Below are 24,014 nucleotides of genomic sequence, written 5' to 3'. Positions count from 1 at the left end.
ATATGGTATCCCGGTACTAATCTCTGTTACTCTGACTCTCGGGTCGGCCATCCGTCCGGGACTGGTCGACCAGTGTCGTCTGGTTGCTCTGTGGTGACACTCTCCCAGTCGGCCCACCCCGCTGATCGCTCGTCCATGTTGCCGCCTTTGTCGCCGACGCCCTGTGACCCGGGTGGGACGAGAATGGCGACCGCCGTCCGAGCGGTAAAGGAGAGTCGCTCGGCGCGACCGAACGGCTCGCTGGTCCCGTCCTCGTCGTAATCGAGTCGCACACTCGACCCGTCCCTGACGTAGGTGACCGAGTGTCCGGGGCTGTCGGCACCGCCGGTGCGCGCTCGGACTGCGAACCGGTCGTAGCCGCCCTTGATTTCGACGTACCAGACGTTCGTCGTCGCCCACCACGCCGGCCCGACGGGCGCGATCGCCATGCCGGCCGGGACTCTGTTTACCGAACGGCCGATTCGATTCTCGATGCGGTCGGCTACCTGATTCGCCTTCGCGTCCAGTTGCGCTCTGAGACGTTCGCTCAGATTCGCCGCGATCTCCTGTTGCAACAGCGAAGAAGCTTTGTTCACTTTCTCGCGTGGCACTCGGGTGTCTCTCGCCGCGCCCGCCTGCCGCAACTGCGTCTGCAGGGCTGCACTGACGAACGCGCGCTTGGTCGCGTTGCCGTCGACCGCAGCGTCCGTGATCCTGGCAACTGCCGACCCGTTGGTCACGGCGAGTGCCCGCGCCCCTGTCGCGTCCCACGTCGACAGTCCCTCTTCGATGACGGCCAGCCGGTCTGCCCGGTCAGTGCCGACGTTTGCGCGCTCGAGCGCTTTGCTGAGGTACGTTCGCTCGATGTGCCGCAACTTCCGCCTGACTGTCGGCCGCAGCCTCGATTGCTGCGTCGACAGGTTGTGATCGAGTTTCTCGTCGTCGATCACCGTCCGGGTCGCTTCGAGACCTGCGAGCGTTCGCGCGGCAACTCTGAACCGAACGTCCGTGCCGAGGCCGAGGTTGCTGAGGAAGGCGTCCGTCGCGTCGCCGTGCGGAATCGTGAAGACGTTCCAGTTCCGGGCGGCTGCCGGATGGATCTTTCTCCCCTCGGGCAGGGATTCGACGTACGTCGATCCGACCGACTTCGTCGTCAGGTACGGCGGTGACCCGTCGACGGCAGTGACTCGAAGCCCGTCGGCCGCTCGTGTCCCGTGCTGCACGCCGCGTCGGTGGGCGAGCGCTTTCGTCAGTACGTCGTTTACTCCGCTCACCGTCTGCAGAAGTGATTCGAGGTTGCGTCCGCGCTGGGCTCGCTGCTCCCGTCGGTTTTCGAGCAGCTGTCTCACTTCCCAGAGGTACGCACGTCGGGCGGCGACGCGCGCTTTCCCTCCGACGGTCTGGTACTCGCTCGGCACGTCGAGCAGTGTGCCTCGCTCTCTGCGAAGTTTCCGCCGGAGCTTCCCCGCCGGATTCGCCTGGTAGACGCCGGCGCGACCCCGCTCGACGGTTACCGAGACGTTCCTGAGCTCGTTTCTGAGGGCAACGAGGTCGGCCAGCGCCCGCTGTCGCAGTCCGTCGGGGAGGTCAGCGTCGACGGACCGCGTCACGTCGAGGTCCCCGGTCGCAGCCCGTTTCGCCAGCGTCTCCCAGCCGCCGTTGTTCTCGACGGCCTGTGTTTCGGCCTGGCCGTGGAGCTGTCCGAGATTCAGCCCCTCGAACCGACCGCCTTTCTCGTAGGAGACGGTGGGCCGGTCCGGAGCGTACCAACTGTGTCCGTGGCGACCCACCAGCGAGAGTTCGACGCGGTAGCGGTCGGTCTCCGTGTTCGTCCTGGTCTCGATCGTCCGGCCGTCCCGCCAGGTGCAGGTGCGCGTCACCGTCAGCGTGAACGCTCGGCCGGCCGCCTCGATGGGGTGCCAACTCGATCCCGGCGTCGGGGGATCGACCGGCTCGAACGAATCCGTCTCGTTGATCCTCGCCGTGGTCGAATTACTCACCAGGTAGTAGCCGCCGCTCGGTCTGGCCGAGCGACAGGACGCGAGCCGTCGCTCGCCGCGGTCGATCTCCGCGACGACCTTCGCTTCGGCGTTGTACACGGACTGGAGCACCTGGGTGAGATTCGAGCTGTCGGCGGCGTTGGCGAACGCCCGGTCTGCGGTTCCGTCGACGCTGACGCGCAACGGCTCGTCCGGTCGCGGTGCGCTGCTCGACCGGGAGTACCGCGCGATTCGCTGGGGGACGTTCGCGCCCGGCGGCGTCGGCGGAAACACTGCGTCGACCCACCGCGTTTCCACCGGCGACTCCGCGAGCAGGTCCCTGAAGCTCACTGACGCCATGGCGTCGCGTACGGCTCGGCGGCCCGCGGCGTCGCTCCGATTGAACAGCGCCCGCTGCTCACGGAGGATCGCACCGTTGGTCAGCAGTTCGACGTGGCGGTTCGCCAGGACGTTCGTGATCGCCTGCCCACCGCTGGCGTACTGTGCGTACCCCCGCGCCCAGGTCAGCGCCCAGAGCCGACCGGTCAGTCGCTGGGCGAGTCCCGGTTCGTCGACCTCTCGATCGAGTCGCGCCTCGAACTGTCTAACCTGCTCGCGGAGTGCCAGCACCGGCGTCCGGACCGTGACCGTCGGACTGACGCGCTTTCGCCCGACGGTCCGGTTCCCGCGTCGAGCGGTGATGGTGACGTTCTCGATGCGGACCCGCAGTTTCGTCGCGTTGCCACCGACCGTCTCGACGTGGACGCGTCGTTTGGCCGCCCGGAGCGCACTCGCGTTCGGCGTCGACGGCAGCGAGGCGGTCGCGGTAACGCCGTGTTGTTCGATCCGGTGATTGGTGAGTCGCTCGCGCGCTCGGAGGTACACGCGGATTCGAAGCCAGTCCCGGAACGTGTCGTCCTCGTCGAGAACGCGACCTGCAGCCGCGTTCGAGCGGGTGAGGACTGGCTGTCTGGCGGCTTCCGCACTAGCCGTCACGACGGCCGTCCGTAGTTCCGTGCTCGTGGCCGCCGTCGCCCGGTCCATCACCACGTCGACGGCTGGTTCCGGAGTCGGTTGCTCGGGCTGGAATCCGACAGTCAGCGTCGCGCTGGCGAGCAGGAGGACCACCCCGACGAGTGCGAACGGCACCCGGCCACGCTCGTCGTCGCACAGTCTCACGGTGACCACGTCCTGACGGTGAGGCGAACGGTGTCGACGCTGACGTTCGCGGCTGCGGCGTCGGCTGACTCGAAGCGAGACCGCATGTCGGCCGTCAGTTTGCGGCCGAGACTGTCGGCCAGCCGCTCGTTCGCGCCGGTGGCGTCGTTCGCCCGCGCGCGGGTCGTCACGTTGGTCCCGACGAGTCGACCAACCCGCTCGTACCGATACGTGACGAGTTGTGCGACGGGGTAGTCGCCGAGCAGTGCCGCTCGCGTCGCGTCCGGCGGGAACAGCCCCGTGACGACGTTCTTCGCGACCACGTCTCCCACGGCACTCATGTTACCACTGGTGTTCGCTGCCGCCCGCGCCTCGGACCGGGTGGCGGGCAGCCCGCTCGCCACGGTCAGAGTGGCTGCGTGCACAGCGGCCGACGCTGGCGGTGTAGGCCCGACGCTCACCTCGCCACTGAGTGGCGCGTCGTCGTACGGCTTCCAGACTGCCCGAACGTGGGTCAGGTGAACGCGCCGTCGCGTCGCGTTCCGGGTCGCGTTCGCGACTGCGCGTTCGTAGTCGTCCCTGGTATGAGTTACCTGCACCCCGTCGACGGTGAGATTGCCGAGGGCAGCCGACGCCAGATGGCCAGCGAGGGTCCCGTGAGCGGTCCGCTCGAACTGCGGGCCGCTGGTTCGGGGAAACGCGAGGACTGCCGACGTGGCGCACCGAGCGCCCGGTGCCAGCGAGTAGCGAACGTCGGCCGTACTGGTCGCCAGCACGTCGGCCATCTCGTCGGCTGCGTCCGCGTCTGCACTCGGGAGCGATCCCGTCGGGACCGTCAGCGTCGCGACGGCTGCGCCGACGAGCAGGAGGAACAGTGCCGCGTCCAGAACCGTACTCGTCGCTCTGGATCCGGTCATCGCCACACCCGTACGGTGAGTCGGCCGGGCCGGACCCGCCCCGGTGCAACGCGGACGCTCACCTGTTCGCGCGCAGTCTGTGCCCGTGCCGGCGGCGTCGGGCCGGCGTGCCAGCGGGACGTTGCCGTACTCACCGTCGCGTTCAGCGTGTACCCGTCAGGAGCCGCCGTGGAACGACGTGACAGCCTCCCCGGCTCGACGACGCCGCCGTGCTGGATCGCTGCCGTCAGTCGGTCGGCGGTCGGGCCGGCGACGTGCTGCCGGTCCTGCCCGGGAAGTTCGTCGTCGAGCACGCCCGCATAGATGGTGAGGCCGGCACCAACCGCGAACACCGCGACGATGGCCGCCAGCGGCTCGACCTGGGCCCTACGCTCCGACGAGTGTGACATCGACGTCCCCCCAGGTGACGCGGCGAACGAGCAGGCTCCTCTCGACCCGTTCCCACCGCTGGGACTGGTTGCGAGCGCGTCTCGCCGCTTTCCGGAACCCCGATTGGTTCGTAAACGTACGCTCGGGCGGCGTTCCGGTGAGGACGGACGCCAGCGGCGATCCCTCACGAACCGGAGTGACGGGTCCGTACGCGACGTCTGCGTGTGCGGTCCCGGCGTCGTTGCGGAGGGCAACCCTGTGCGGGCCGAGTTTGAACTGTCGTGCGTCCAGTGCGTGCTCGCCGGTCGCTTCGTGTGGGCTCGTCGCGACGGCGTCGATCGTGTTCGCGGCCGCCGTCGCATCCGGTGGTGGCGTCGACGGAAGGGCGACTGCGACCCCGAGCGCCAGGACGCTCGTCGTCGCGACGCCGAGCCAGAGATACCATGTGTCTGCCGGTGCGTCGAACATGGGCGGGCCTGGCTGCGTTTCCGGATTTAAACTTAGAGGAGCAAACCGGTCGCGGAGAACGACGCGAGATACGTTGCCGTCGCAGCGAGGACCGCCCAGCCGACGCGATACCCGACGAGTGCGCGGTCGAGTCCCCGCGAGAGTCCGGTGGCGAGCGTCGTGAGCAAAGCGGCGAGCACGAGCACGTAGATCCCGACCGACAGCCCGAGACCTGCCGTTCCGGGGCCGCTGGCCGCCATCGTCCCCGCGCCGTCCATCGTCATACCGTCGGCCAGCGCCACGGTCGCGCCGGCGACCAGCGGGGCGAAGATCGCTGCCGTATTCGCGAGCGTGCTCGTCACCTGTCCGATGCGATGGCGCGCGTCGCGCTCGACTGTAGCCAACTCTTCGAGATGGTCGGCCATCGCGACGATCGCACCGCCAGCGGGTTTCCCTTCACGGGCAGCGAGTGCGAGGAGTGTCGCTGTGCTCCGTCCGCGGGTGCTCGGGAGCGTGGCCAGTGCGCCGAACTCGCCGAGGAACGCCTCGCGGACGCTGACCTTCAACTGCCGTTGTCGGTGTGCAGCGTCGGCGAACACCTCCCCGGTCGCGTCGCTCACCTCCTCGGCGGCTGCTGCGATGGCGGTCTCGACGGCCTGTCCCTCCTCGACGCGACGACCGACGTGATACAGCGCGTCGGCCAGACCGTCCTCGACGGCCGTCACCCGGTCGCGGATCGCTTTGACGGGTCGATAGTGGCCGATCAGCGTCACGCTCACGCCACAGCCGACGGCTGCGAGCGGCCCGGTCCAGTCGCCGAGCACAGTCGGTACGAGCGAACCGCTCGCGGCTGCAGCCGCTATGCCAGCGACGACGGGCGGCCACCGGCGGTCCGGGAGGGCCGGATGTGACCGACTGATGCGCGGCGGCGGAAACGTCACGGGTCGTCGGACGAGCAACCAGGCGCTCGCTGCGAGCAGGACGCCCGGCAACAGGAGGTCGTAGACGAGCACGATCGCAGCGACGGGCACCGAGACGCCAGTCATTCCGACAGCGGGGAGGAGCGCGACGAGCGCGAGCGGGAGGAGGACGCCGAACGCGTACAGCGCGGCCGCCGGCCCCTGGAGACTGGCGGCGAACGCGCCCATCTCGTCGCGAGCACCGTCGAGCACCGCGTCGATCCCCCGATCGAGCGTTCGCTCGCGCTCTCCGGCCGGTGCCGTCCCAGCGGCCTCGACCAGCAGGAGCGCCCGCCGGAGTGCGGGAAACCACTCGTTCCACTCCGTCGTGAAATCAGCGAGTCCAGAACTTGGCGTGCCAGCCGCACGGCGGACGTGCTCGCGGAGACTCGCTGCGAGCGGCCCCTGACCGGTCTCGGCAGCGAAGCCCGCCGCTGCCTCCGTGGCCGGCGTGATCCGCATCCGAAGGACGGCCCGACTGACCAGCGCGGGTGCCTCGCCGAGTGCCCGCGTGCGCCGCGCCGTCGCCAGTATTTTCGGGACCGTGTGTACGACGTGGATCAGTCCGACCAGCGTCGCTAGGCCAGCCACTCCCGCGAGCGGGCGGAGCCACGCCGGAGACAGGACGACGCCGACGACGACGAGCGGAATGCAGAGCACGGCTGTTCCGTATCCGGCACGAACCACGGTCGCTGGTGTCACTGTCGTCCCGAGAAATCCCAGCGCACGGTCCAGTTCCTCGCTCGTTTCGACCGGCCACGGGTAGAGCCGTGCCAGGCCTGCGACAGCCCGCTCGACGGGATGCATCAAGGTCCCTCCCGACGCCGCGCGTGGGCGGTACAGACCGCTTCCGGCTCGGTCCGGTCTGCCGTGGCGAGCGTCGACAGCCACGACGCCCGCTCGTCGAGGTGCTCGCGGACCGCCGCGTACTGCTCGCCGGAGTGAGCGAAGCGCTCGACCAGGCGGCTGTTCCCGCGGGCGATCCGTCCGGTCGGAACGAGTTCGCCGTCGTCGAGTTCGAACAGCGAGTGAAAGCGAATCTCCCCGGCCCCGAACGTGACTTCCTCGATGGCTTTCACCCGACGGGCACGACCCTCGGGCGACGGGTACGGCTCACAGGTCACCAGCAGGTCCGTCGCGGCGAACGACGAGGCCGGCACGTCCAGGTCCGAGACCACGCGCTCCCGGACGTCTTGGCCACCGTCGCCGTGGATGGTCCCGAGGACGGCGCTCCCGCTCGCCCCGACGCGCATCGCCTCGTAGAGGACGGCGGCCTCCTCGCCCCGAACCTCGCCGAGGGCGAGCGCACCCTCTCCCAATCGCAGTGCCGTTCTGAGTGCGTCGGTCGGCGAGATGCCGGTGCCATCGTCGGCGCTCGCAGTCTGCAGACGTTGCACGTCTCGGTCGACCGCCTGGAGGTGTTCGACGGGCAGTTCCGGCGTGTCCTCGATGACTACCGTTCGCGTCTGGGCCGGGAGTTCCCAGAGAAGCGCCCCCAGTAACGTCGTCTTTCCGGCTCCGCGGGTTCCAGCCAGCAGCGTCGCCGCGTCGCGCTCGACCGCCAGCGACAGGAACGCTGCGGCTGCGGCCGGGAGCGTGCCGTTGGCGACGAGCGCCGGGAGCGTCCAGGCGTCCCGGTCGTGGGCTCGGAACGCGAAGGCGATCCCCTCGCTGACCGGATCGGTCACGCCGGCGACCCGGACGCGGCGGTCGTCGACCGTCGCCGTCGCGTCCAAGACGGGACTCGCCCGCGAGAACGCGCGGCCGTTCTCGCGCCGGAACCGGGAGGCCAGCGCTTCGACGCCGTCGGTCGTCAGCCGGACGTTCGTCCGCATCATCTCGCTGTCGACCCGTGCCCGCAGCCGATTCGTCGCCGTCGGTGCCGTCGCGAACACGTCCGAGACGCGCTCGTCCGCGAACAGATCCGCCAGAATCCCGTAGCCGCGGGTGTGCTTCCGCAGCACACGCTCTAGCGTCCGGACCTGCTCGCCGTCGCCCGCGACCCGACGGACGGCTCGCGCCGGCGCCCGCGTCCCACCGGTAACTGCCCCGCTGGCGAGTCGGTCGTAGGCCGCCGACAGCGTCCGGGTGTCCGTCGCATCCAGGTCGTGCTCGACCGGTTCGAGGTGGTAGAGTCGCCGCTCTCTGTCTGGCTGCTCGTAGATGCGGACGACGGCGCCGGTATCGAGTTCACGTCGGGACTCGAACCGGGCGTCAGTCGGTGGTCTGACGTCGATCCGCGCCCGGCTGATGACAGGGCCGACGGACGGCGACAGCGCAGTTTCGTACTCCGCTGCACGGGCGGCCAGTTCGGCGAATCCGGTCTCGGCGGCCACGTCTGCGATGGGACCGGCACGCCCCGTGGCTTCCCTCGCGGCTCCGAGTGGGTCACGGCCGGCGCGGGCCGCGAGCGCCTCGTCGCGGAACGCAACTGCGTCCGCGAACCGACCCGCAGCGACCAGCAGTGCGGCTGCGTCGCGTTCGTACGCCCGCTCCATACCTGCCGACCGTGTGGTAACCGTCTCCACGTCCCGCTCTCGCAGCCGTTCGATGACCGTCGCTCGACAGTCTGGAGCCGTTGCCAGGTGACCGTCGCCGGGACAGTCCGTGGCGTCGACCACCAGGCGGTCTCCCTCGAAGGTGGGTTCACACCGGCAGTCGGCGGCGGTTTCACTCCCCCTGACGCGCTCGAAGAGTGCTCGCATGGGCGTGGCTCGTCCCGTACTCCGATTTAAAATTCAGTCCACCCGCCGGACGACGACGGTTCGCTGCCCGTCTCGGACGACCAGCGAGAGCGCCAGCCGGTGGCGTCCGGGCTCCCGGATGACCAGCGGTGAGTCACCGTCGCCCGGTGTCGCGGCTTCCACCGGCACGTCCGCGAGTCGCCGGGTCCGCGACCGGGCGCCGCTGACCTGCCAGCCGAACGTCGTCTCGTTGCGCTCGTCGACCTCCGCGCGCTCCGGATGGGCACCGATGGCGACGTACTCGACCGCCGCGCCGGTCCAGGACCGCGTCGGGATTCGAACTGCGACGATGCGCTGTGCGCCCGTCGCGTCGGGACTGACGGCAGCCTCGCGTGCGTAGACGTCCTGGATCGCAGCTGCGAGTCTGTCGAGTTCCGCAGTGACGCGTCGGTCACTGCGGTCGCGTCTCGCCGTTTCCAGCGCAGGGAGGGTGACTGTCAACAGCGCGACCGAGAGCGTGACGGCCACGACGACCCGGAGCATTCACAGCGACCCGGTCAGTCCCGACAGGAAGCCGCCGTCGTCGCCGTCCGCGTCCGTGTCCGCGTCCGTGTCCGCGTCAGTACCGTCCCGTCGCCCGGTCGGTTGCTGCCGCGATACTCGGGATTCCCGTGGTTCCGTCTCTGCAGCGTCGCAGGTGCGTTCGGTCGTCCACCGTGGCGCGTCGTTCGACCCACGTCGGCCGCCGACAGACTGTTCGGCGCCGTGCTGGCGATTCCGTTGGTCCGGCTTCAAACGATCGGCCTGGGTCTGGTCTGTCGCGGTTCTCGCACCCGTCTCCTCGTCGAGTCGCCGTTCGAGTCGTTCGACTTTCGCGAGCGCGGCGTCGGCGCGCTGTTCGACGTCCTGTTCGACCGCACGGACGTTCCCGACGTACCCGCGGACGGCCTGCATGCTGGCTTCCAGCTCGGTGAGTTGGGACTCGACGTCGTCGAGACGTGCCTCGCAGTTCTCGAGGCGGGTTGCGAGGTCGGCGGCGTCGGCCAGCCCAGCGAGGTCGTGGTCCGAACCCGTCAGTGTTCGTTCAACTGCCTGGAGTCGTTCGTCCAGTGTCTCCGTATCCGGCATACGGGGCGCTGGCCGCGGTTTCGGATAAGAAGGTTCGGTCCACCCAACGTTAAATAGTCGGTACTACCACTATCCCGGTATGAAAGTCGTCCTGATTGGTGTCGGTCAAGCAGGTGGGAAGATTACGCAGGCACTGGCGGAGTTCGACTACGAACGCGGCTTCGAGGCGGTCAAAGGCGCGTTCGCGGTCAACACCGCCCGTACTGACCTGCAGAGTCTCGACATCGACACGATGCTCATCGGACAGGACCGGGTGAAGGGTCACGGCGTCGGCGGCGACAACGAACTCGGCGCGGAGATCATGCAAGACGAGGCCACCGAGGTGATGGACGAACTCGACGGCCGCGTCACCAGCAAGGCCGACGCCATCTTCGTCGTCGCCGGTCTCGGCGGCGGTACGGGCAGCGGAGGTGCGCCCATGCTCACCCGGAAACTCCAGCGCATCTACGAGATCCCCGTCTACGGCATCGGCGTCCTCCCGGGCCGTGACGAGGGAGGTATCTACCAGGCGAACGCCGGCCGCTCGCTCAAGACGTTCTCCCGCGAGTCCGACTCCGTCCTCCTCATCGACAACGACGCCTGGAAGTCCTCCGGCGAGAGCTTAGAGGAGGGATTCGACCAGATCAACGAGCGGATCGCCGAGCGCATCGGCCTCCTGCTCGCGGCCGGCGAGGTCATCGACGGCGTCGGCGAGTCCGTCGTCGACTCCAGCGAGATCATCAACACGCTCAAAGGCGGCGGCGTCGCCTCACTGGGCTACGCCTCCGCGAAGGCTGACGAGGACCCAGAGGAGAACATCAACGTCATCACCTCCGCGACCCGCAAAGCCCTCCTGACCGGCACCAGCCTTCCCCAGGCCGTCGAGGCCGACAAAGCCCTCCTCATCGTCGCCGGCCACCCCGACCGCATCGCGCGCAAAGGCGTCGAGCGCGCCCGCAAGTGGCTCGAAGAGGAGACCGGCAGTCTGGAAGTCCGCGGCGGCGACTTCCCGCTCAACAGCGGCCGCATCGCCACGCTCGTTCTGCTGGGTGGCGTCGAGCGCTCCCAGCGCATCACCGAGTTCATGGATCGCGCCCGGGAAGCAGAGGAGCAGCGCCAGCAGTCCGGCGAGGACGCCGCCACTGCCTTCGAGAACGACGACCTGGACGATCTCTTCTAAACCACTTTTTTACGTCGGGGGGTATCCTCGCTCGCTCCGCTCGCTGCGGGTACCCCCCGACGCAAAAACCTGGGCTAAAAACTGCTCGGCCCTCGTTACACTCGCGCCGAGTGAACCGCGCTCGGCTTCGCCTCGCGCGGATGCTCGTGGTAGAGCGAACATTCAAACGCCTCGTCCGGGAACCCATTCGTGATGAAACAGCCGGACCCCTCGGACTGGAAAGAACGGGACAGTTACCGCAAACAGATCCTCGCGACGGAGGAGGACATCGGATTCGACGGCGGAAACCTCCTGCAAGTGGTCGAGATTCCGCCGGGCGAACACGTCGAACCGCACTTTCACCGTGAGACCGAAGAAGTGTTCTACGTCCTCCAGGCGGGCGGCTCGCTCACGATCGACGAGACAGATGTCACGCCGGCGGAGGGCGACGTCATCATCTGCGAGCCGGGCGACGTCCACGAGGTCCGCAACGACTCGGACCAGGCGTTCCGGATTCTGGTGTTCAAAGTCAACCTGACCGACGACGACACGGTCTGGGAGCAGTAGTGGCTCTCCCGCTTCGAAACAACTAATCAGCGGCCCCGAGAACGCTCGCGTATGGCTGACGACGAGGAATCCGATGAGGAGGAAGGACCTGCCGTCGAACTCGGTGACGGCGAACCCGTCGAGGGCGCACCCCTCGCGCGAGTGTCCGCCCGCCTGATGTGGGGCATCGAGAAAAGCGACGTGCGCCGCCGCGAGGGCGAGACCGTCATCCGGACGCCCGAGGGCCCGCGGAAACTCAAAGACGTCCTCGAGGAGGTCGACCTGACGTACTTCGAGAAGCGCCAGGAGTTCGAGGACGCCGTCGAGGACGTCATCGGCACCGGTCCGATCCCGACGAACGAGTAGGGGTATTGTAGCCAGCAGACACTTCTGTAGCAGGCTTTTTCTCCCCGGGTGGAGTAACGACTCCTGAATGACGCTTCCAATCGACCCCGCGGAACTCGATCCCGACGATTACGGTGAGAATCAGGCAATTCTGGAGATGGACCACGAGGAGGCCATCGAACACACGCGCGAAGTGTTCAAAGACGCCGGCTTCGGCGTGGCCGTCGAGTTCTCGGTTTCGGACATGCTCGCCGAGAAGATCGACGCCGACCGCGACCCTTACTACGTGCTCGGTGCGTGCAATCCCGAGGTCGCCAATCGAGCGCTCGACCAGTGCATCGGAATCGGCGGGCTGATGCCGTGTAACGTCGTCGTCTGGGAAGAAGAACCCGGCCGCCAGCGCGTGTACCACGTCTCGATCATGAAGATCGCCCGTCTGCTCGGGATGGCCGAGGACGACGAGGAGTGGCAGGACATCATCGACACGACTGGCGAGTACGTCGAAGAAGCGTTCGCGAACCTCGACTCGGCTTACTCTCGTTCGTCGTCTTCGTAACGCTGCGCGTTCTTTTCCGCGATCTGGGCTTCCAACTCGGCGACGCGGCGCTGTAGTTCCTCGATTTCTTCCTCGTCAGCGCCGAGCAGCGAGAGCCCGCTCGCAACCCCCAGGAGCACCAGCAGCGGGACGCCGAGGAGGATCACGGCGACGAGTAAGATGACGAGGAGCTCTGGACCACCCAGCACGCCGAGTTGGAGGGGGACTATCATAGCAGTGAATGAGGGAGGTCGGGGATAAATGCCCGCCGACCCGACATCGGGATGCGAGTTCTCCACCTAGTCCGCTTTTGCCGCGTTTAGAAGTCGCCGAGTTGCGCCTGAATCCCGGACACCATATTGGATTTCCGGCGGAGCGTGGCCAGCGACACCGGGAGGTGCGGGGCGAGTTCGCGGACGGCGTCGTGGAACGTTTCGGCCTCGCCCATCTCGTCCTGCTCGAAGGCGGCGCGGATGCCCTCGCGGATCTGCCAGACGCCGACCGGTGCCCAGTACTCGGGGGAGGCATAGCGGACGACCAGACACTTGGCCTGCCGCCCTCGGTCCTGGAGGTGTTCGAGGACGCCCAGGCGCGAGGCGTAGTACGCGCCGGAGGTCTCGTCGACGTACTCGGTGCGACCTTCGTACCCCTCGCTGTCGGCGGCCATGTACATCTCGCCGTCGGGGTCGGGGTTCCAGATGCTCCCCGGCGCTTTCAGTTCGACCAGCTCGAACTCCCAGTTGCCCGGGGCCATGATGACCCAGTAGGTGTTGCCCATGTACTCGTTGACCCGGACTTCGGTCTGGTCGATGCTGGGGGCGTTTCGGATGGTCCCGCGGAGGTACTGGCCGACGGTGTCGTCGACGGCGGTGATCGACCAGCGTGTCGGGACGAGCCGGCGGTTCTCACCCTGTCCCAGTGCACCTGCCGAGAGGATGGTGTTAATCTCGTAGACGTCGAAGCCACGGCGGTAGAGGTACGTCATCGCGCCCTGGGCCTGCCAGTCGTCGTCTTCGAGCGTCTTCTCGACGGCCCGGGGGACAGAGGGGTTCTCCGCGAGCATCGCGTTGTTCGCACGAGCGCGCGGGCCGCGCGGCGCCCCGATGTCGTCGAGGTCGACGTCCAGATCGGGCGTGTCGGTGAGCCCGATCTCCACGTCGACCGGTTCGTCGGCGATGGCCACTTCCCGCTGGACGCCGACGAAGCCGTCCCAGACGTCGTTGACGTCGACGCTCGCCGACCGCGTGGAGTTGAGCAGGCCGGTGCGACGCTGGAACACGTCGTCGATGGAGTACCCCTGCTGGTACCACTCGCCGCTGGTGACGTAGTCCGTCGGATCGGTGTCGGGGCCGCCGACGGGCGAGAGCAGGCCGGTCGACACCTCTGGATAGTTCGACCGGCCGACGAAGATCGAGGGCGCGGTCGACCCGAAGATGGCGTCGCCCTGGACGCGCTCGTCGAGCTGTTGCTCGACGTCGTCCAGGTACTCCGTGATGGCGTAGGACTTCTCCTCGGCCAACCGCCGGAGGTCGGCGGCCTCGTCGCGCTGGAAGTCCTCGATGAAGTCGTCGAGCCGCATCTATCCCGTTCTGGGAGGTCCCGACCTATGAACCTGCCGCTGGCGGCGTCCTGTCGGATGGAGAACCGAGGGGCGAAAACCAGTAGTTAACTGTGGATGCCCATCGCTTCGATCTGTTCCTGATAGCGGTTCCGGATGGTGACTTCCGTCACCTGGGCGACGTCGGCGACTTCCCGCTGGGTCTTTTTCTCGTTACAGAGCAACGACGCGGCGTAAATAGCGGCTGCAGCGTAACCGGTCGGCGATTTTCCGGAAAGGAGGCCTTTCTCGGCGGTGGTATCGATAATCTCGTTGGCTTTGGTCTGTACTTCCTCGCTCAAATCGAGTTCTGAACAGAAGCGGGGGACGTACTTCTTGGGATCGACCGGTTCCATCTCCAGACCCAGTTCCTGGGAGATGTACCGGTAGGTTCGGCCGATTTCCTTGCGCTCGACGCGCGAGACATCTGAAATCTCTTCTAAACTGCGGGGAATGCCTTCCTTTCGGCAGGCGGCGTACAGAGCGCTGGTGGCGACGCCCTCGATGGAGCGACCGCGGATGAGGTCGTCGCTGAGCGCGCGGCGGTAGATGACCGACGCGACCTCACGAACGGCGCGGGGAACGCCGAGGGCCGAGGCCATGCGGTCGATCTCCGAGAGCGCGAACTGGAGGTTGCGCTCGCCGGCGTCTTTGGTGCGGATGCGCTCTTGCCACTTCCGGAGCCGATGCATCTGACTGCGCTTTTTCGAGGAGATCGACCGCCCGTAGGCGTCTTTGTCCTTCCAGTCGATGGTGGTCGTCAGTCCCTTGTCGTGCATCGTCTGGGTCGTCGGCGCCCCGACGCGGGACTTCTCCTGGCGCTCGCTGTGATTGAACGCGCGCCACTCCGGCCCTGGATCGATGTTCTCCTCCTCGACGACGAGCCCACAGTCGTCACAGATCAACTCGCCGCGGTCGGCGTCCTTGACCAGATTGTCCGAGTTACACTCCGGACAGACGCGAACCCCCTCCTGATCCTGGTCTCGTTCGGTCTCAGCCTCGTGCTCACGTTCCCGCTGACGGGTGGACCGTGTCATCGCATTTTTATAGTAGTCCCACGCCTGACCTTAAACTCTTGGACAAATACTTTATGGTTCGGGCAAAACCGTGTGGTGTGTTACCACGGTGGTCCGGGTGGGACTGAGTCCGGTTCGCCGTTCCCTCACGTCGGACAGCGGGCGTCTGCGGCGTGACCGAAAGAATAAGCGGGTTCGTCGGCCAACCCCAGCCAATGCCTGTCATCGAGTGCGACGTTGCAGCAGCCCGCGAGCGGTTAGCGGACGCCGGCGTAGACATCCAGGACGGGAACACGGACCACGAACGCTGGCGGGCGACCCACGGGGGTGCGACCGCCGTGGCCTACGACGACAAAGTCGTCGTCCAGGGCGAGTCCCCCGAAGCCATCGAAGCCATCCTCAGTGACGCCGGTGGCCGGGCCCACGTCTACTTCGACGGTGCGTCTCGCGGGAACCCGGGGCCAGCGGCTATCGGCTGGGTCATCGTCACCAGTGACGGCATCGTCACCGAGGGGAACAAGACGATCGGGCGGACGACCAACAACCAGGCCGAGTACGAAGCGCTCGTCCAGGCGCTCCGGGTCGCCCGTGACTACGGGTTCGACACACTCGAACTGCGCGGCGACTCCGAACTGATCGTCAAGCAGGTCCGCGGCGAGTACGACACGAACGACCCCGACCTTCGCGAGTATCGCGTGACCGTCCACGAACTCCTCAGGGATTTCGACGACTGGTCGCTTACGCACGTACCGCGAGAGATAAACGAACGCGCCGACGAACTTGCAAACGACGCACTTGACGATGCCTGAAGCCAACAGCGACCCCGCAGACGAACGTGCGGACGACCACCGAGCGGACGAGGAAACGGGTGACGAGGAGACCGGCGACCTGCCTCCGGATGTCGTCGAGGAGGCCGAGCGGCTGACCCGACTGGCGCGGGACGCCGTCGACGACAGCGAGGCCGACGCCTACCGCGACCGTCGGGCGTCGTTGCTCGACGACCACGACTACCGCGCTCGCGTCCGCGAAGACGATTCCCGCGACGTGCTCGTGTTACACCCCGACGAGTGGCTCGAAGACGGACTCGTTCGGATGGATCGCGTCGAGGACGTCGATCGGGGGATCGAACGGCCGCTCTCGGGCCCGGGCGAGGCGGACGACTGGCAGACCGTCGACGAACACAACCGCGCGGTCGTCGACCGGGTCGAAGCGACCCACGGTGACGTTCACGGCCAGAACGCGGCGGCCTTCGCCGAGTTCATGAGCAACCACTACGCTCGCGCGATCGAGTCGGCGACAGACGAAGAGAAAGAAGAGTTCCTGACGGAGTACTTTCCGCGGAACGCGTGGCCGTCCGAGGACCAGCGAGCGGTCGTCGAACAGTCAGTGCAACTCGCGATAGAAACTGGCGAGTCGATTACCGGCTCTGCTCGATGAGCGCTTCGAGCTCGTCGGCTCGCTCGTCTTCCGTGACGAACTTGTTGAACACCCACGCGAGCTGATCGAGGACGGCCTCTTTGCCCTTCTCGGTGAGGGCGTACTGGTTGGTCCGCTTGTCGAGTTCGCTCTTCTCGACGAGCCCCATCTCGACGAGGTCGTCGAGGTTGGGGTAGAGCCGGCCGTGGTTGACCTCCGAGTCGTAGTAGGATTCGAGCTCTCGCTTGATCGCGAGCCCGTACCGGGGCTCCTCGCTCAGGATGACGAGGATGTTCTGCTGGAACGCGGTAAGTTCACGTGCAACGTCCAGATTGGCTTCTACAGTTTGTGTCTCTGACATAGTTAGCTAAATGTCATCAGGATATTTAACCCTTGTTAACTCAGATCGAGTTTCCGACGATAGTGCCCGATAAATCAGGGAATACAATCTTTCCCGTGTTCTCGGAACTAATACAATTCGCTGCGTCGTTTCGCAACACCTGGGCTTAAGTATATGATATTTTATGTATGTTTCGGACGGCGGATCGGTGGGCGTCGAAGCGGACGTTCGGTGGGCAGACGACGGTGTTTTCACCCAGCGAACTGAGCGGTTTTCTGATCTTCTCCGTACTCAGGACGGATTACGAAAGTACTTTTTGGCATGCAATCGCAGACGCGGGTGATGGCGAACCTCTGGGAAGACCTCGAGACTGGCCCGAACCCGCCTGAAGAGATCTACGCAGTCGTCGAGTGTCTCAAAGGCGAGCGAAACAAGTACGAATACGACAAGGACATCCCCGGCGTGGTGCTGGACCGGGTGCTTCACTCGAACGTTCACTATCCGTCCGACTACGGGTTCATCCCGCAGTCGTACTACGACGACGAGGACCCCTTCGACGTGCTGGTGCTCGTCGAGGATCAGACGTTCCCGGGCTGTGTCATCGAGGCTCGTCCGGTCGCGCTGATGAAGATGGACGACGACGGCGAGCAGGACGACAAGGTCATCGCCGTTCCCGTCGAAGACCCGCGCTACGACCACATCCAGGACCTCGAAGACATTCCGCAGCAGCAACTCGACGAGATCGACGAGTTCTTCGCCACCTACAAGAACTTAGAAGAGGGCAAGGAAGTCGAGACGCTGGGCTGGGAGGACAAGGCCGCCGCGAAGGACGCCATCGAGCACGCGATGGACCTCTACGAAGAGAACTTCTGATCCCCCACGCCTGATTTTTTCGCGGGCGGTCGCTCCGACTGTCTTACGGCTCTGGTTCCATCACGGCTGCGAGAGCTTTCGGATCGCGCTGAGCGCCTCGGCTGGCATCTGCGACAGCGCCCAGGCGGTCGGCAGCGGGTCCGACAGTGAGACGAACGTGTGATCCACCCGCGGAAAGTCCACAAGGAACTGGCTCGCGGCTCGGAGGTTCCCCGCAGCGAGTTGTTGACGGAACCACTTGATGTCCTGGGCGGATCGTCGTTGGATTACGTCAGTTCGGTAGTTGCCGTCGTGACGTACCGTCTCACCGCGGAGTTGCCGGTAGTGGAGCCACGGGAAATCCACGCCGCAGTTGATCGCGAAGGGGAGCGACCCCCAGTAGCGGCCGTTTACTTCGATGAGGACGTACTCGCCGTCCGGCCGTTCCATGAACTCCACCTGGGCCGGCCCGGTCCAGTCGAACGTCTCGATCACCCGCTCTGCGTACCTCAACATCTCCGGATCGTCGACGACGCTGAGGAGTGCTGAACTCCCGCCCGACGGCGGAACCGTTCGCAACCGGCGCTCCTGGAAGTGGGCGCGAACCGTTCCGTCGTCCGCGAGGACGACCGTCGTCGTCGTCTGCCCGGGGACGTACTCCTGGACGAGCGGCGCCCACTCGTCGCCGTCCGGGGTCTCTTCGAGGACCGTCCGGTACGTGTCGATGAGTTCAGTCGGTGTGTCCGCGTAGTTCTGGTCCTCGACGAGCACTGTCTGGCACTGACCCTGGTCGCTCCAGCAGGTCTTGCTCCGTGGTTTCACGACGGCGGGATACGAAATTTCGGACGCCACCGCCTCGACCTCGTCCAGACTCGACGGTGCGTGGGTCTCTGGACAGGGGACGTCAGTGTCGGCGAGGCGCTCGAACAGGCGGGCCTTGTCGAACACCTCCCGGAACGTGTCCCAGTCTTCGACTGCGACCTGGGTCCCGGTCCGTTCGATCTCGTCGCCGTGTTTCGAGAGGAGATACGTCATCCAGTCGGTCGGACCGAACACGAAGTCGTGGTCCTCGTCGCGGAGATACGAGAGCAGGTGGTCGAGGAAGGCCTCGCGATCCGTTCGCGGGTCGGGATGAACGTACTGTCCGTCGCTGAAGCGCGAGAGCATTCCGAGGGTGGGGTGTGAGGGCCCACCTGCGACGACCGAGAGACCACGCTGTCCGAGCGATCGGACGACGGCGAGCCCGGATTGTTGCTGCGTTGTCAATACGAGGACACTACCGGTGGCCATACCCAGTCCCGCACGGCAACCCGGATTAGTATTAGTCGCCTGTGAGTGAGATGACAACCGCTCGTTCGAACGCTCGCCTGAGAGGACTGGTTTACGACACCTCTTCACGGGCCGAACCCTGTCCGCCCGCGGGGTGTGGGTCGTTGGATCGGATCTGCCAGTATCGGTCCCGAAACGGTAACTTAGTAGCTACCTTCCGTTCGAGTAACTGGTTGCATGGCCACCAAACTAACGATATTCCGCTCGAAGCCGGTACTTTCGCTCGAAGGCAGGAACTCTTCAGCGGGTACGCGTGCGCCGAGAACGACCCTCCTCAACAGCTCCTCTCCGTCGTATGTTCCCCAGTTATTACCGCCCGTCAGTCCCATGTATTATGATTATGGGTAATTATTTGGGTGCCAGGACCGTACGTAGAGACACGATGGCGACCGAACGATCCACCACCGGCCTGTACCACGTGACAGTGGTCCCCGAGAACTTCGAACCGGAGCGAGCACGCAGCGGGGACGACGAGGACGGTGGCTGCGGGTCCGATTAGGGGCGTTTGTTGCTGGTTTCTGGGACGAAGACGCGTTATCCACCGCGAAAAGAAGGTTCTTGTGCCCGGTCCCGGTAACGGGGGATATGGGTCTATTCGATCGGATACGTGGCGACGATGGTCCACGCGTCGCGTTCGTGGGTATCGACGGGGTACCGTACAGCATGCTCGCAGAGCACTTCGACGAGTTCGAGAACCTCGCGGCACTCGCCGAGGAGGGGAGTGCCGGGGCGATCGACAGCATCGTTCCGCCGGAATCGTCCGCCTGTTGGCCGGCCTTGACGACCGGCGTCAACCCCGGCGAAACCGGAGTCTACGGCTTCCAGGATCGAGAAGTCGGTTCCTACGAAACGTACGTGCCGATGGGCCGAGACGTTCAGGCGACGCGTATCTGGAACCGCGTCCACGACGCCGACCGTCGCGCGACCGTCATGAACGTACCCGTGACCTTCCCGCCGCAGCGCGACGTCCAGCGCATGGTGTCCGGGTTCCTCTCCCCGGGCATCGACAAGGCGGCCTATCCCGACGAGTTCGCGGAGTACCTCGACGGCATCGACTACAAGATCGACGTCAACGCGAAGCTCGGCCACGACGACGACAAGTCGGCGTTCATCGAGGACGCGCACGAGACGCTCGACCGCCGTCACGAGGCGTTCAAACAGTACATCGAACAGGACGACTGGGACCTGTTTTTCGGCGTCTTCATGACGACCGACCGAGTTAACCACTTCCTGTTCAAGGACTACGAGCAGGACGGCGAGTACAAAGAGGAGTTCCTCGACTTCTACCGCAAGGTCGACCGGTACCTGGGCGAGATCCGCGAGCTGCTCCCCGACGACGTAACCCTGGTTGTCGCGTCCGATCATGGCTTCACCTCCCTGGACTACGAGGTCCACTTCAACGAGTGGCTCGAACAGAACGGGTGGCTCTCCTACGAGGACGACGACCACGAGGAACTGGGCGACATCGCCGACGACACGAAGGCGTACTCGCTCATCCCCGGTCGCTTCTACGTCAACCTCGAAGGCCGCGAGCCCCGCGGCTCGGTCCCCGAGGACGAGTACGAGGCGGTCCGCGACGAACTCAAAGCCGAACTCGAAGCCCTCGAAGGGCCGAACGGCAACAAGGTCGCAGACCGCGTGGTCACCCACGAAGACGCCTTCCGCGGCGACCACGACGACATCGCGCCCGACCTCGTCGTGATCCCGAACCACGGTTTCGACCTGAAGGCCGGCTTCAAGGGCAGCGACGACGTGTTCGGCGTCGGCCCGCGCAACGGCATGCACAGTTTCGATAACGCCTGCCTGTTCGTCGACGACGCCGACGCCCGCATCGAGGACGCTGACCTGTTCGACATCGCGCCCACGATGCTCGACCTGCTGGAAGTCGACTACGACCGGACGGAGTTCGACGGCTCCAGCCTGCTGACGTCCTGACTCGGTTTCTGGCTCGCTCCAGCCGTCACCGCACGACCGTCACCGGGACGGGCGACCGCCGGAACACCTTCTCTGCGACGTTACCGATGACTAGGGTGTCGCTCAAATTGCCGCCGTGGCTGCCGATGACGACCGTATCGAAGTCTTCGGCCCGATTGATGATCGCTCGGATCGGATTCCCCAGCTGTACGTCCGTATCGATCTCGGTGTCGTAGTCGGCAGCGAGCTCTCGCGCACGCTCGAACACGGTCGCGGCGTGTTCCTCGGCGGCTTCTTCGACGTCGTCTGCCAGGGCGATCGACGTCGCTTGGCCGAACATCGGTGACGGCTCGCCGACGACTGTGAAGGCCGTAACCGACGCGTCCGGGAACGCTTCGAGGGCGTACCTGAGCGCCTGTTCTGCCATCTCGGAGTCGTCCATCGCCACCAGAACGCGGGAAATCATAGCGACCTCTACGGTTGACGGTCGGATAAAACCCGGAGTGACTCTACAGGACCAGCGAGAACAGGAGGTACGATCCGATGACGGCGAGGATGGGTGTGAAGACCCACAGGAAGACGATTCGCGCCGTGGCTGCGGGATCGAACAGGCTCTCGGCCGTGAGTTCCTCGAACTCCTCCTCGCCGATCTGCGGAACGGAGACGTCGCTCTCGGTGCGAGCCTCCTGTTGTTCGGTCTCACCGCTCGCCAACTCGCCGACGGTCGGACCCGGGGGAACCTCTTCTTCGGCTGCCGGCGTCGCGAGCGCGCCGGTCGTGGGGGTCGCCTCGGGTCGCGGTTCGACGCTCGGCGTGGCGAGTTCAGCGAGCGTCGCCGCTCGACTCGCCCGCCCCCAGCCGAGGCCGATGATACAGCAGGTCGTGCTCACTGCGAGACTCGCCGGGATTCCTAACTGCGAGAGAACGGTGATGATCGTCGCCCCGATGGACGAGACGATGAGCGCTGCCAGGATGGGCAGGTCCGTGATGTCGTCCCCGACCGTCGCGAGCGTTCGCCGTGCGATCGTGAATCCGCCGAGGCCGATCGAGACGACCGCGAGCAGGATCCCCTGCTCGATCGTGATCGACCCGTTCCCGACGAGCGGTGCCACCGCGTTCGCGGCGTTCGAAGCCCCGGCACTGAATCCCATGTAACAGGCGATCGCGAGCACCAGCACCGACCCGAAGAGGTCCCGCCTCGACGCGTTCTCGTTGAGCCGCGGGCGCGGGACGGCCCCCGACCGATCGACCTGGACGAGTTGCGTTTGCAGGCGCCCGAACGTGAGACGCGCGTCGAGATGGGGATACAGGTATCGCCCGATGATGGCTCCCGAGAAGAACCCGATCAGTGGTGCGACGATCCACGCCGAGACGATCGTGAACATCAGGGCCGCGTTGAGCGTCCCGGTCGCGAGTCCGAGGCCGACGATGGCACCGACGGCCGTCATGGACGTCGAGGCGGGAACGCCGTAGAGGTTCGACAGCAAGAGCCCGAACCCGGCGAAAAACAACACGCCGACGGCGGCCGTCGGCGTGTACTGGGCTGCCGGGACGATCCCGTCGCTCATCGTGTCGATGACGTTCCGACCGACGGTCCAGGCCCCCCAGAACGCGAACGCGGTGAAAAGCGCCGCTGCAGTCGCTTTCCGCACGATTCGACTACCGACTGCTGGCCCGAACGCGACACCGGTCGAGGACCCGCCGATGTTGTACCCGACGAACGCCGCAACCAGAATGCCGACGACGACTAATGCCGATACCATGTTCGAATGAAACCTGTAACGGGTTGGGACGTAGATTCATCCCCGTGGTCCTTCGGTCTGTCGCCGGTCACTACGTCGCGAGTGAATTCACTTCTCGGGAGTGCAGCCACCGCTGGCTGACCGGTGACGTTCCAGGCGCCCGGGATTCGCCGTCGGCGGCAACCGGGTCGCTACACCGCCACGCTGGTTTCTGCGCCAGCGACCGCCTGGCCGCATCACGACCTGCAGAACGCGAATAGTAAAACATTTTAGTATAACTACCCGTGGGTCAAACGTCCTCTCTTCGTTAACGGGAATGTCGCCTTTTGGGGGAACATGGCGCTTCTATCCTGGATATAAAAACATCTCAGAGTGTAGTTGGTGATATATACTCGGCAACTTATGTCAGACAACAGAGTTAATGCGTTCGGAGGCCTCTAGAGGTCTGTTATGCTCGAGGAGATACGACGCGTGAATCGAGAGACGCGCGTCCAATACGCCCTCATGTTCATCTTCGGGGCGCTGTGTATCGGCGTCGCGTTCGCCCCGCTCGAAGAAACCATCCGCATCACGACCGTCGGAACGCTGTTCGGGTTCACTGCGGGCCTTTGGGTTTCGCACCTCGTCCAGGTACTCCGGCGTGCCGCTGAGCTGAAGAACGCCGACGTCACGGGGGTGACTGGCCAATGAGCCAGCAAGAACCACCCGGAGACCAGGCTGATTCCACCCCAGAAACGAAGGCCGACTCGACGTTCTTCGACGGCATCGAGTTCCTCACGGGGAAGGACCCCAATTTCGGCTCGTTCCTCCTCGTCGTCGGGATCGTGACCTGCGTGTTCATCGCGCTGTTCCAGTTCACGCTCCCGACCCCGATCTCGCACCTGCTCACGGCCGGCGTGATCTTCGTCACCGTCCTCAGCGCCATCTTCGGGTCGCTTCTCGACAGCCTGGGCTACTTCGAGCGGATCAGCGCGACCGCCCCGGAGGAGTCAGTCGACCGTCGGCCGGCCGCCAGGCCGTGGGTTCCCGCCGAGGAACGATCTGCTCCCCTGCCGCCGTTGATAAACTTCGACGCCGAACTCCGGGCCTACGCCGACATGTACGAGGGCGACCTCCCGAGCGAGTTCGACCCGTTCGTCAGCGACTATCTCCGTCTGAAGACCAACACGGACAACCGCGCAACCATCGCCAGCGATCTGCGTGCCGACCTCAATCCGATCGGCACCCTCTTCGAAGACGGCTCGGAAGGTGACAGGATCTACGAGGACATCTCCGACCGACTCTTCCGATATATCAGCGCAAAGAGCGATCCGCTCACGCTGGACCGCGTCACGTTCTACGACGGGGACGGCAACGAGGCCGATGTCACGGCACTCAAAAACCAACTCGCACACGTCGAACTCGAGGTCTCCAACGAGGGTGAAGCAGCCGAAGTCGAGGCCACCGTCACGTTGCGCGACGCCGACGACGCTGCGATCATCAGCCGAACCTGTGACGTGGGCCTCGTCAGACCTGGCGCCACGAAAGCCGTCGACGCCGACGTCTTCGTCCCCTCGGACGCCGAACGCGCCAGCGCGACCGTCCGCATCTCGGGCCCTGGACGGACCGTTGCGGGGGCCTGAGC

Annotated in this window: 25 protein-coding genes; 10 read left to right on the top strand and 15 right to left on the bottom strand. The window is 65.7% G+C overall.

Annotated features, from left to right (window positions below; translation table 11 throughout):
- Window positions 1-26: 26 nt before the first annotated feature.
- From MU553_RS03570 to MU553_RS03535, 8 genes are read right to left on the bottom strand one after another with little or no spacing between them, the layout of a single operon-like run.
- Complete coding sequence (locus MU553_RS03570) at window positions 27-3,137, bottom strand: DUF7286 family protein (RefSeq protein ID WP_247375710.1); 3,111 nt, start codon at window positions 3,135-3,137, stop codon at window positions 27-29.
- Entirely contained in the window at window positions 3,134-4,033 is a 900-nt protein-coding gene (locus MU553_RS03565) for a DUF7284 family protein (RefSeq protein ID WP_247375708.1), read from the bottom strand. Before MU553_RS03565 ends, MU553_RS03570 begins: the two co-directional genes overlap by 4 nt.
- A complete protein-coding gene (locus MU553_RS03560) occupies window positions 4,030-4,422 on the bottom strand; it encodes a DUF7285 family protein (protein ID WP_247375706.1) in 393 nt (130 codons plus the stop codon). Before MU553_RS03560 ends, MU553_RS03565 begins: the two co-directional genes overlap by 4 nt.
- Window positions 4,400-4,870 (bottom strand): DUF7283 family protein, encoded by a 471-nt coding sequence (locus tag MU553_RS03555; protein ID WP_247375705.1) that lies wholly within the window; start codon window positions 4,868-4,870, stop codon window positions 4,400-4,402. The genes MU553_RS03560 and MU553_RS03555 overlap by 23 nt, the downstream gene beginning before the upstream one ends.
- A gap of 32 nt (window positions 4,871-4,902) precedes the next feature.
- A complete protein-coding gene (locus MU553_RS03550; protein WP_247375703.1) occupies window positions 4,903-6,615 on the bottom strand; it encodes a type II secretion system protein in 1,713 nt (570 codons plus the stop codon).
- On the bottom strand, window positions 6,615-8,513 hold the full coding sequence (locus MU553_RS03545) for an ATPase, T2SS/T4P/T4SS family (RefSeq protein WP_247375701.1): 1,899 nt from the start codon (window positions 8,511-8,513) through the stop codon (window positions 6,615-6,617). The genes MU553_RS03550 and MU553_RS03545 overlap by 1 nt, the downstream gene beginning before the upstream one ends.
- A 33-nt stretch (window positions 8,514-8,546) precedes the next feature.
- Window positions 8,547-9,035, bottom strand: a complete 489-nt coding sequence (locus tag MU553_RS03540) for a DUF7311 family protein (protein ID WP_247375700.1) — start codon at window positions 9,033-9,035, stop codon at window positions 8,547-8,549.
- A complete protein-coding gene (locus MU553_RS03535) occupies window positions 9,036-9,620 on the bottom strand; it encodes a DUF7310 family coiled-coil domain-containing protein (protein ID WP_247375698.1) in 585 nt (194 codons plus the stop codon).
- A 79-nt stretch (window positions 9,621-9,699) separates the two neighbouring features.
- On the opposite strand from MU553_RS03535, the gene MU553_RS03530 reads away from it, so the two are divergent.
- The 4 genes from MU553_RS03530 to MU553_RS03515 all read left to right on the top strand — a co-directional run bounded on the left by MU553_RS03530 (window position 9,700) and on the right by MU553_RS03515 (window position 12,205).
- Complete coding sequence (locus MU553_RS03530; protein ID WP_247375697.1) at window positions 9,700-10,779, top strand: tubulin/FtsZ family protein; 1,080 nt, start codon at window positions 9,700-9,702, stop codon at window positions 10,777-10,779.
- Between the two features lie 192 nt (window positions 10,780-10,971).
- Complete coding sequence (locus MU553_RS03525) at window positions 10,972-11,325, top strand: cupin domain-containing protein (RefSeq protein WP_247375695.1); 354 nt, start codon at window positions 10,972-10,974, stop codon at window positions 11,323-11,325.
- 51 nt (window positions 11,326-11,376) lie between these two features.
- A complete protein-coding gene (locus MU553_RS03520) occupies window positions 11,377-11,670 on the top strand; it encodes a DUF5789 family protein (protein WP_247375694.1) in 294 nt (97 codons plus the stop codon).
- A 67-nt stretch (window positions 11,671-11,737) separates the two neighbouring features.
- A complete protein-coding gene (locus tag MU553_RS03515) occupies window positions 11,738-12,205 on the top strand; it encodes a DUF302 domain-containing protein (protein ID WP_247375692.1) in 468 nt (155 codons plus the stop codon).
- Here MU553_RS03515 and MU553_RS03510 read toward each other — a convergent pair.
- The 3 genes from MU553_RS03510 to MU553_RS03500 all read right to left on the bottom strand — a co-directional run bounded on the left by MU553_RS03510 (window position 12,181) and on the right by MU553_RS03500 (window position 14,818).
- Entirely contained in the window at window positions 12,181-12,417 is a 237-nt protein-coding gene (locus MU553_RS03510; protein WP_247375690.1) for a hypothetical protein, read from the bottom strand. The two genes, MU553_RS03515 and MU553_RS03510, sit on opposite strands and share 25 nt — an antisense overlap.
- 86 nt (window positions 12,418-12,503) lie before the next feature.
- Entirely contained in the window at window positions 12,504-13,763 is a 1,260-nt protein-coding gene (nreA, locus tag MU553_RS03505; RefSeq protein ID WP_247375689.1) for a DNA repair protein NreA, read from the bottom strand.
- Window positions 13,764-13,849: 86 nt separating this feature from the next.
- Window positions 13,850-14,818, bottom strand: coding sequence for a transcription initiation factor IIB (locus MU553_RS03500; RefSeq protein WP_247375687.1), 969 nt, complete (start codon window positions 14,816-14,818; stop codon window positions 13,850-13,852).
- A 194-nt stretch (window positions 14,819-15,012) separates the two neighbouring features.
- Between MU553_RS03500 and rnhA the strand changes: the two genes are divergently transcribed.
- Together rnhA and MU553_RS03490 are read left to right on the top strand one after the other, a co-directional pair.
- Window positions 15,013-15,606, top strand: coding sequence for a ribonuclease HI (gene rnhA / locus MU553_RS03495; protein WP_247375685.1), 594 nt, complete (start codon window positions 15,013-15,015; stop codon window positions 15,604-15,606).
- Window positions 15,599-16,234, top strand: a complete 636-nt coding sequence (locus MU553_RS03490; protein ID WP_247375683.1) for a DUF7108 family protein — start codon at window positions 15,599-15,601, stop codon at window positions 16,232-16,234. Before rnhA ends, MU553_RS03490 begins: the two co-directional genes overlap by 8 nt.
- Here the strand turns inward: MU553_RS03490 and MU553_RS03485 are convergent.
- A complete protein-coding gene (locus tag MU553_RS03485) occupies window positions 16,215-16,574 on the bottom strand; it encodes a PadR family transcriptional regulator (RefSeq protein ID WP_247375681.1) in 360 nt (119 codons plus the stop codon). The two genes, MU553_RS03490 and MU553_RS03485, sit on opposite strands and share 20 nt — an antisense overlap.
- 321 nt (window positions 16,575-16,895) lie before the next feature.
- Here MU553_RS03485 and MU553_RS03480 point away from each other — a divergent pair, with 321 nt between their 5' ends.
- The gene (locus MU553_RS03480; protein WP_247376134.1) at window positions 16,896-17,426 is read left to right on the top strand and encodes an inorganic diphosphatase; all 531 of its coding nucleotides are present in this window, start codon (window positions 16,896-16,898) and stop codon (window positions 17,424-17,426) included.
- A gap of 60 nt (window positions 17,427-17,486) precedes the next feature.
- Here the strand turns inward: MU553_RS03480 and MU553_RS03475 are convergent, their stop codons facing one another.
- Entirely contained in the window at window positions 17,487-18,695 is a 1,209-nt protein-coding gene (locus MU553_RS03475) for a carboxylate--amine ligase (RefSeq protein ID WP_247375673.1), read from the bottom strand.
- A gap of 624 nt (window positions 18,696-19,319) precedes the next feature.
- Here MU553_RS03475 and MU553_RS03470 point away from each other — a divergent pair.
- Window positions 19,320-20,669 carry an alkaline phosphatase family protein gene (locus MU553_RS03470; RefSeq protein WP_247375662.1) on the top strand — a complete coding sequence of 450 codons (1,350 nt, stop codon included), beginning with the start codon at window positions 19,320-19,322 and terminating at the stop codon, window positions 20,667-20,669.
- 25 nt (window positions 20,670-20,694) lie between these two features.
- Here the strand turns inward: MU553_RS03470 and MU553_RS03465 are convergent, their stop codons facing one another.
- Together MU553_RS03465 and MU553_RS03460 are read right to left on the bottom strand one after the other, a co-directional pair.
- The gene (locus tag MU553_RS03465) at window positions 20,695-21,114 is read right to left on the bottom strand and encodes a universal stress protein (protein WP_247375656.1); all 420 of its coding nucleotides are present in this window, start codon (window positions 21,112-21,114) and stop codon (window positions 20,695-20,697) included.
- Window positions 21,115-21,157: 43 nt separating this feature from the next.
- Window positions 21,158-22,411 carry an inorganic phosphate transporter gene (locus tag MU553_RS03460; RefSeq protein ID WP_247375654.1) on the bottom strand — a complete coding sequence of 418 codons (1,254 nt, stop codon included), beginning with the start codon at window positions 22,409-22,411 and terminating at the stop codon, window positions 21,158-21,160.
- 429 nt (window positions 22,412-22,840) lie between these two features.
- Here MU553_RS03460 and MU553_RS03455 point away from each other — a divergent pair, with 429 nt between their 5' ends.
- Together MU553_RS03455 and MU553_RS03450 are read left to right on the top strand one after the other, a co-directional pair.
- Window positions 22,841-23,080, top strand: a complete 240-nt coding sequence (locus tag MU553_RS03455; protein WP_247375653.1) for a hypothetical protein — start codon at window positions 22,841-22,843, stop codon at window positions 23,078-23,080.
- Window positions 23,077-24,012, top strand: a complete 936-nt coding sequence (locus tag MU553_RS03450) for a hypothetical protein (RefSeq protein WP_247375651.1) — start codon at window positions 23,077-23,079, stop codon at window positions 24,010-24,012. Before MU553_RS03455 ends, MU553_RS03450 begins: the two co-directional genes overlap by 4 nt.
- Window positions 24,013-24,014 lie beyond the last annotated feature (2 nt).

The organism is Halorientalis brevis (genome assembly GCF_023077655.1).
Note: the sequence above shows the minus strand (reverse complement) of the source record. Positions and strands in the feature narration are given on the sequence as shown.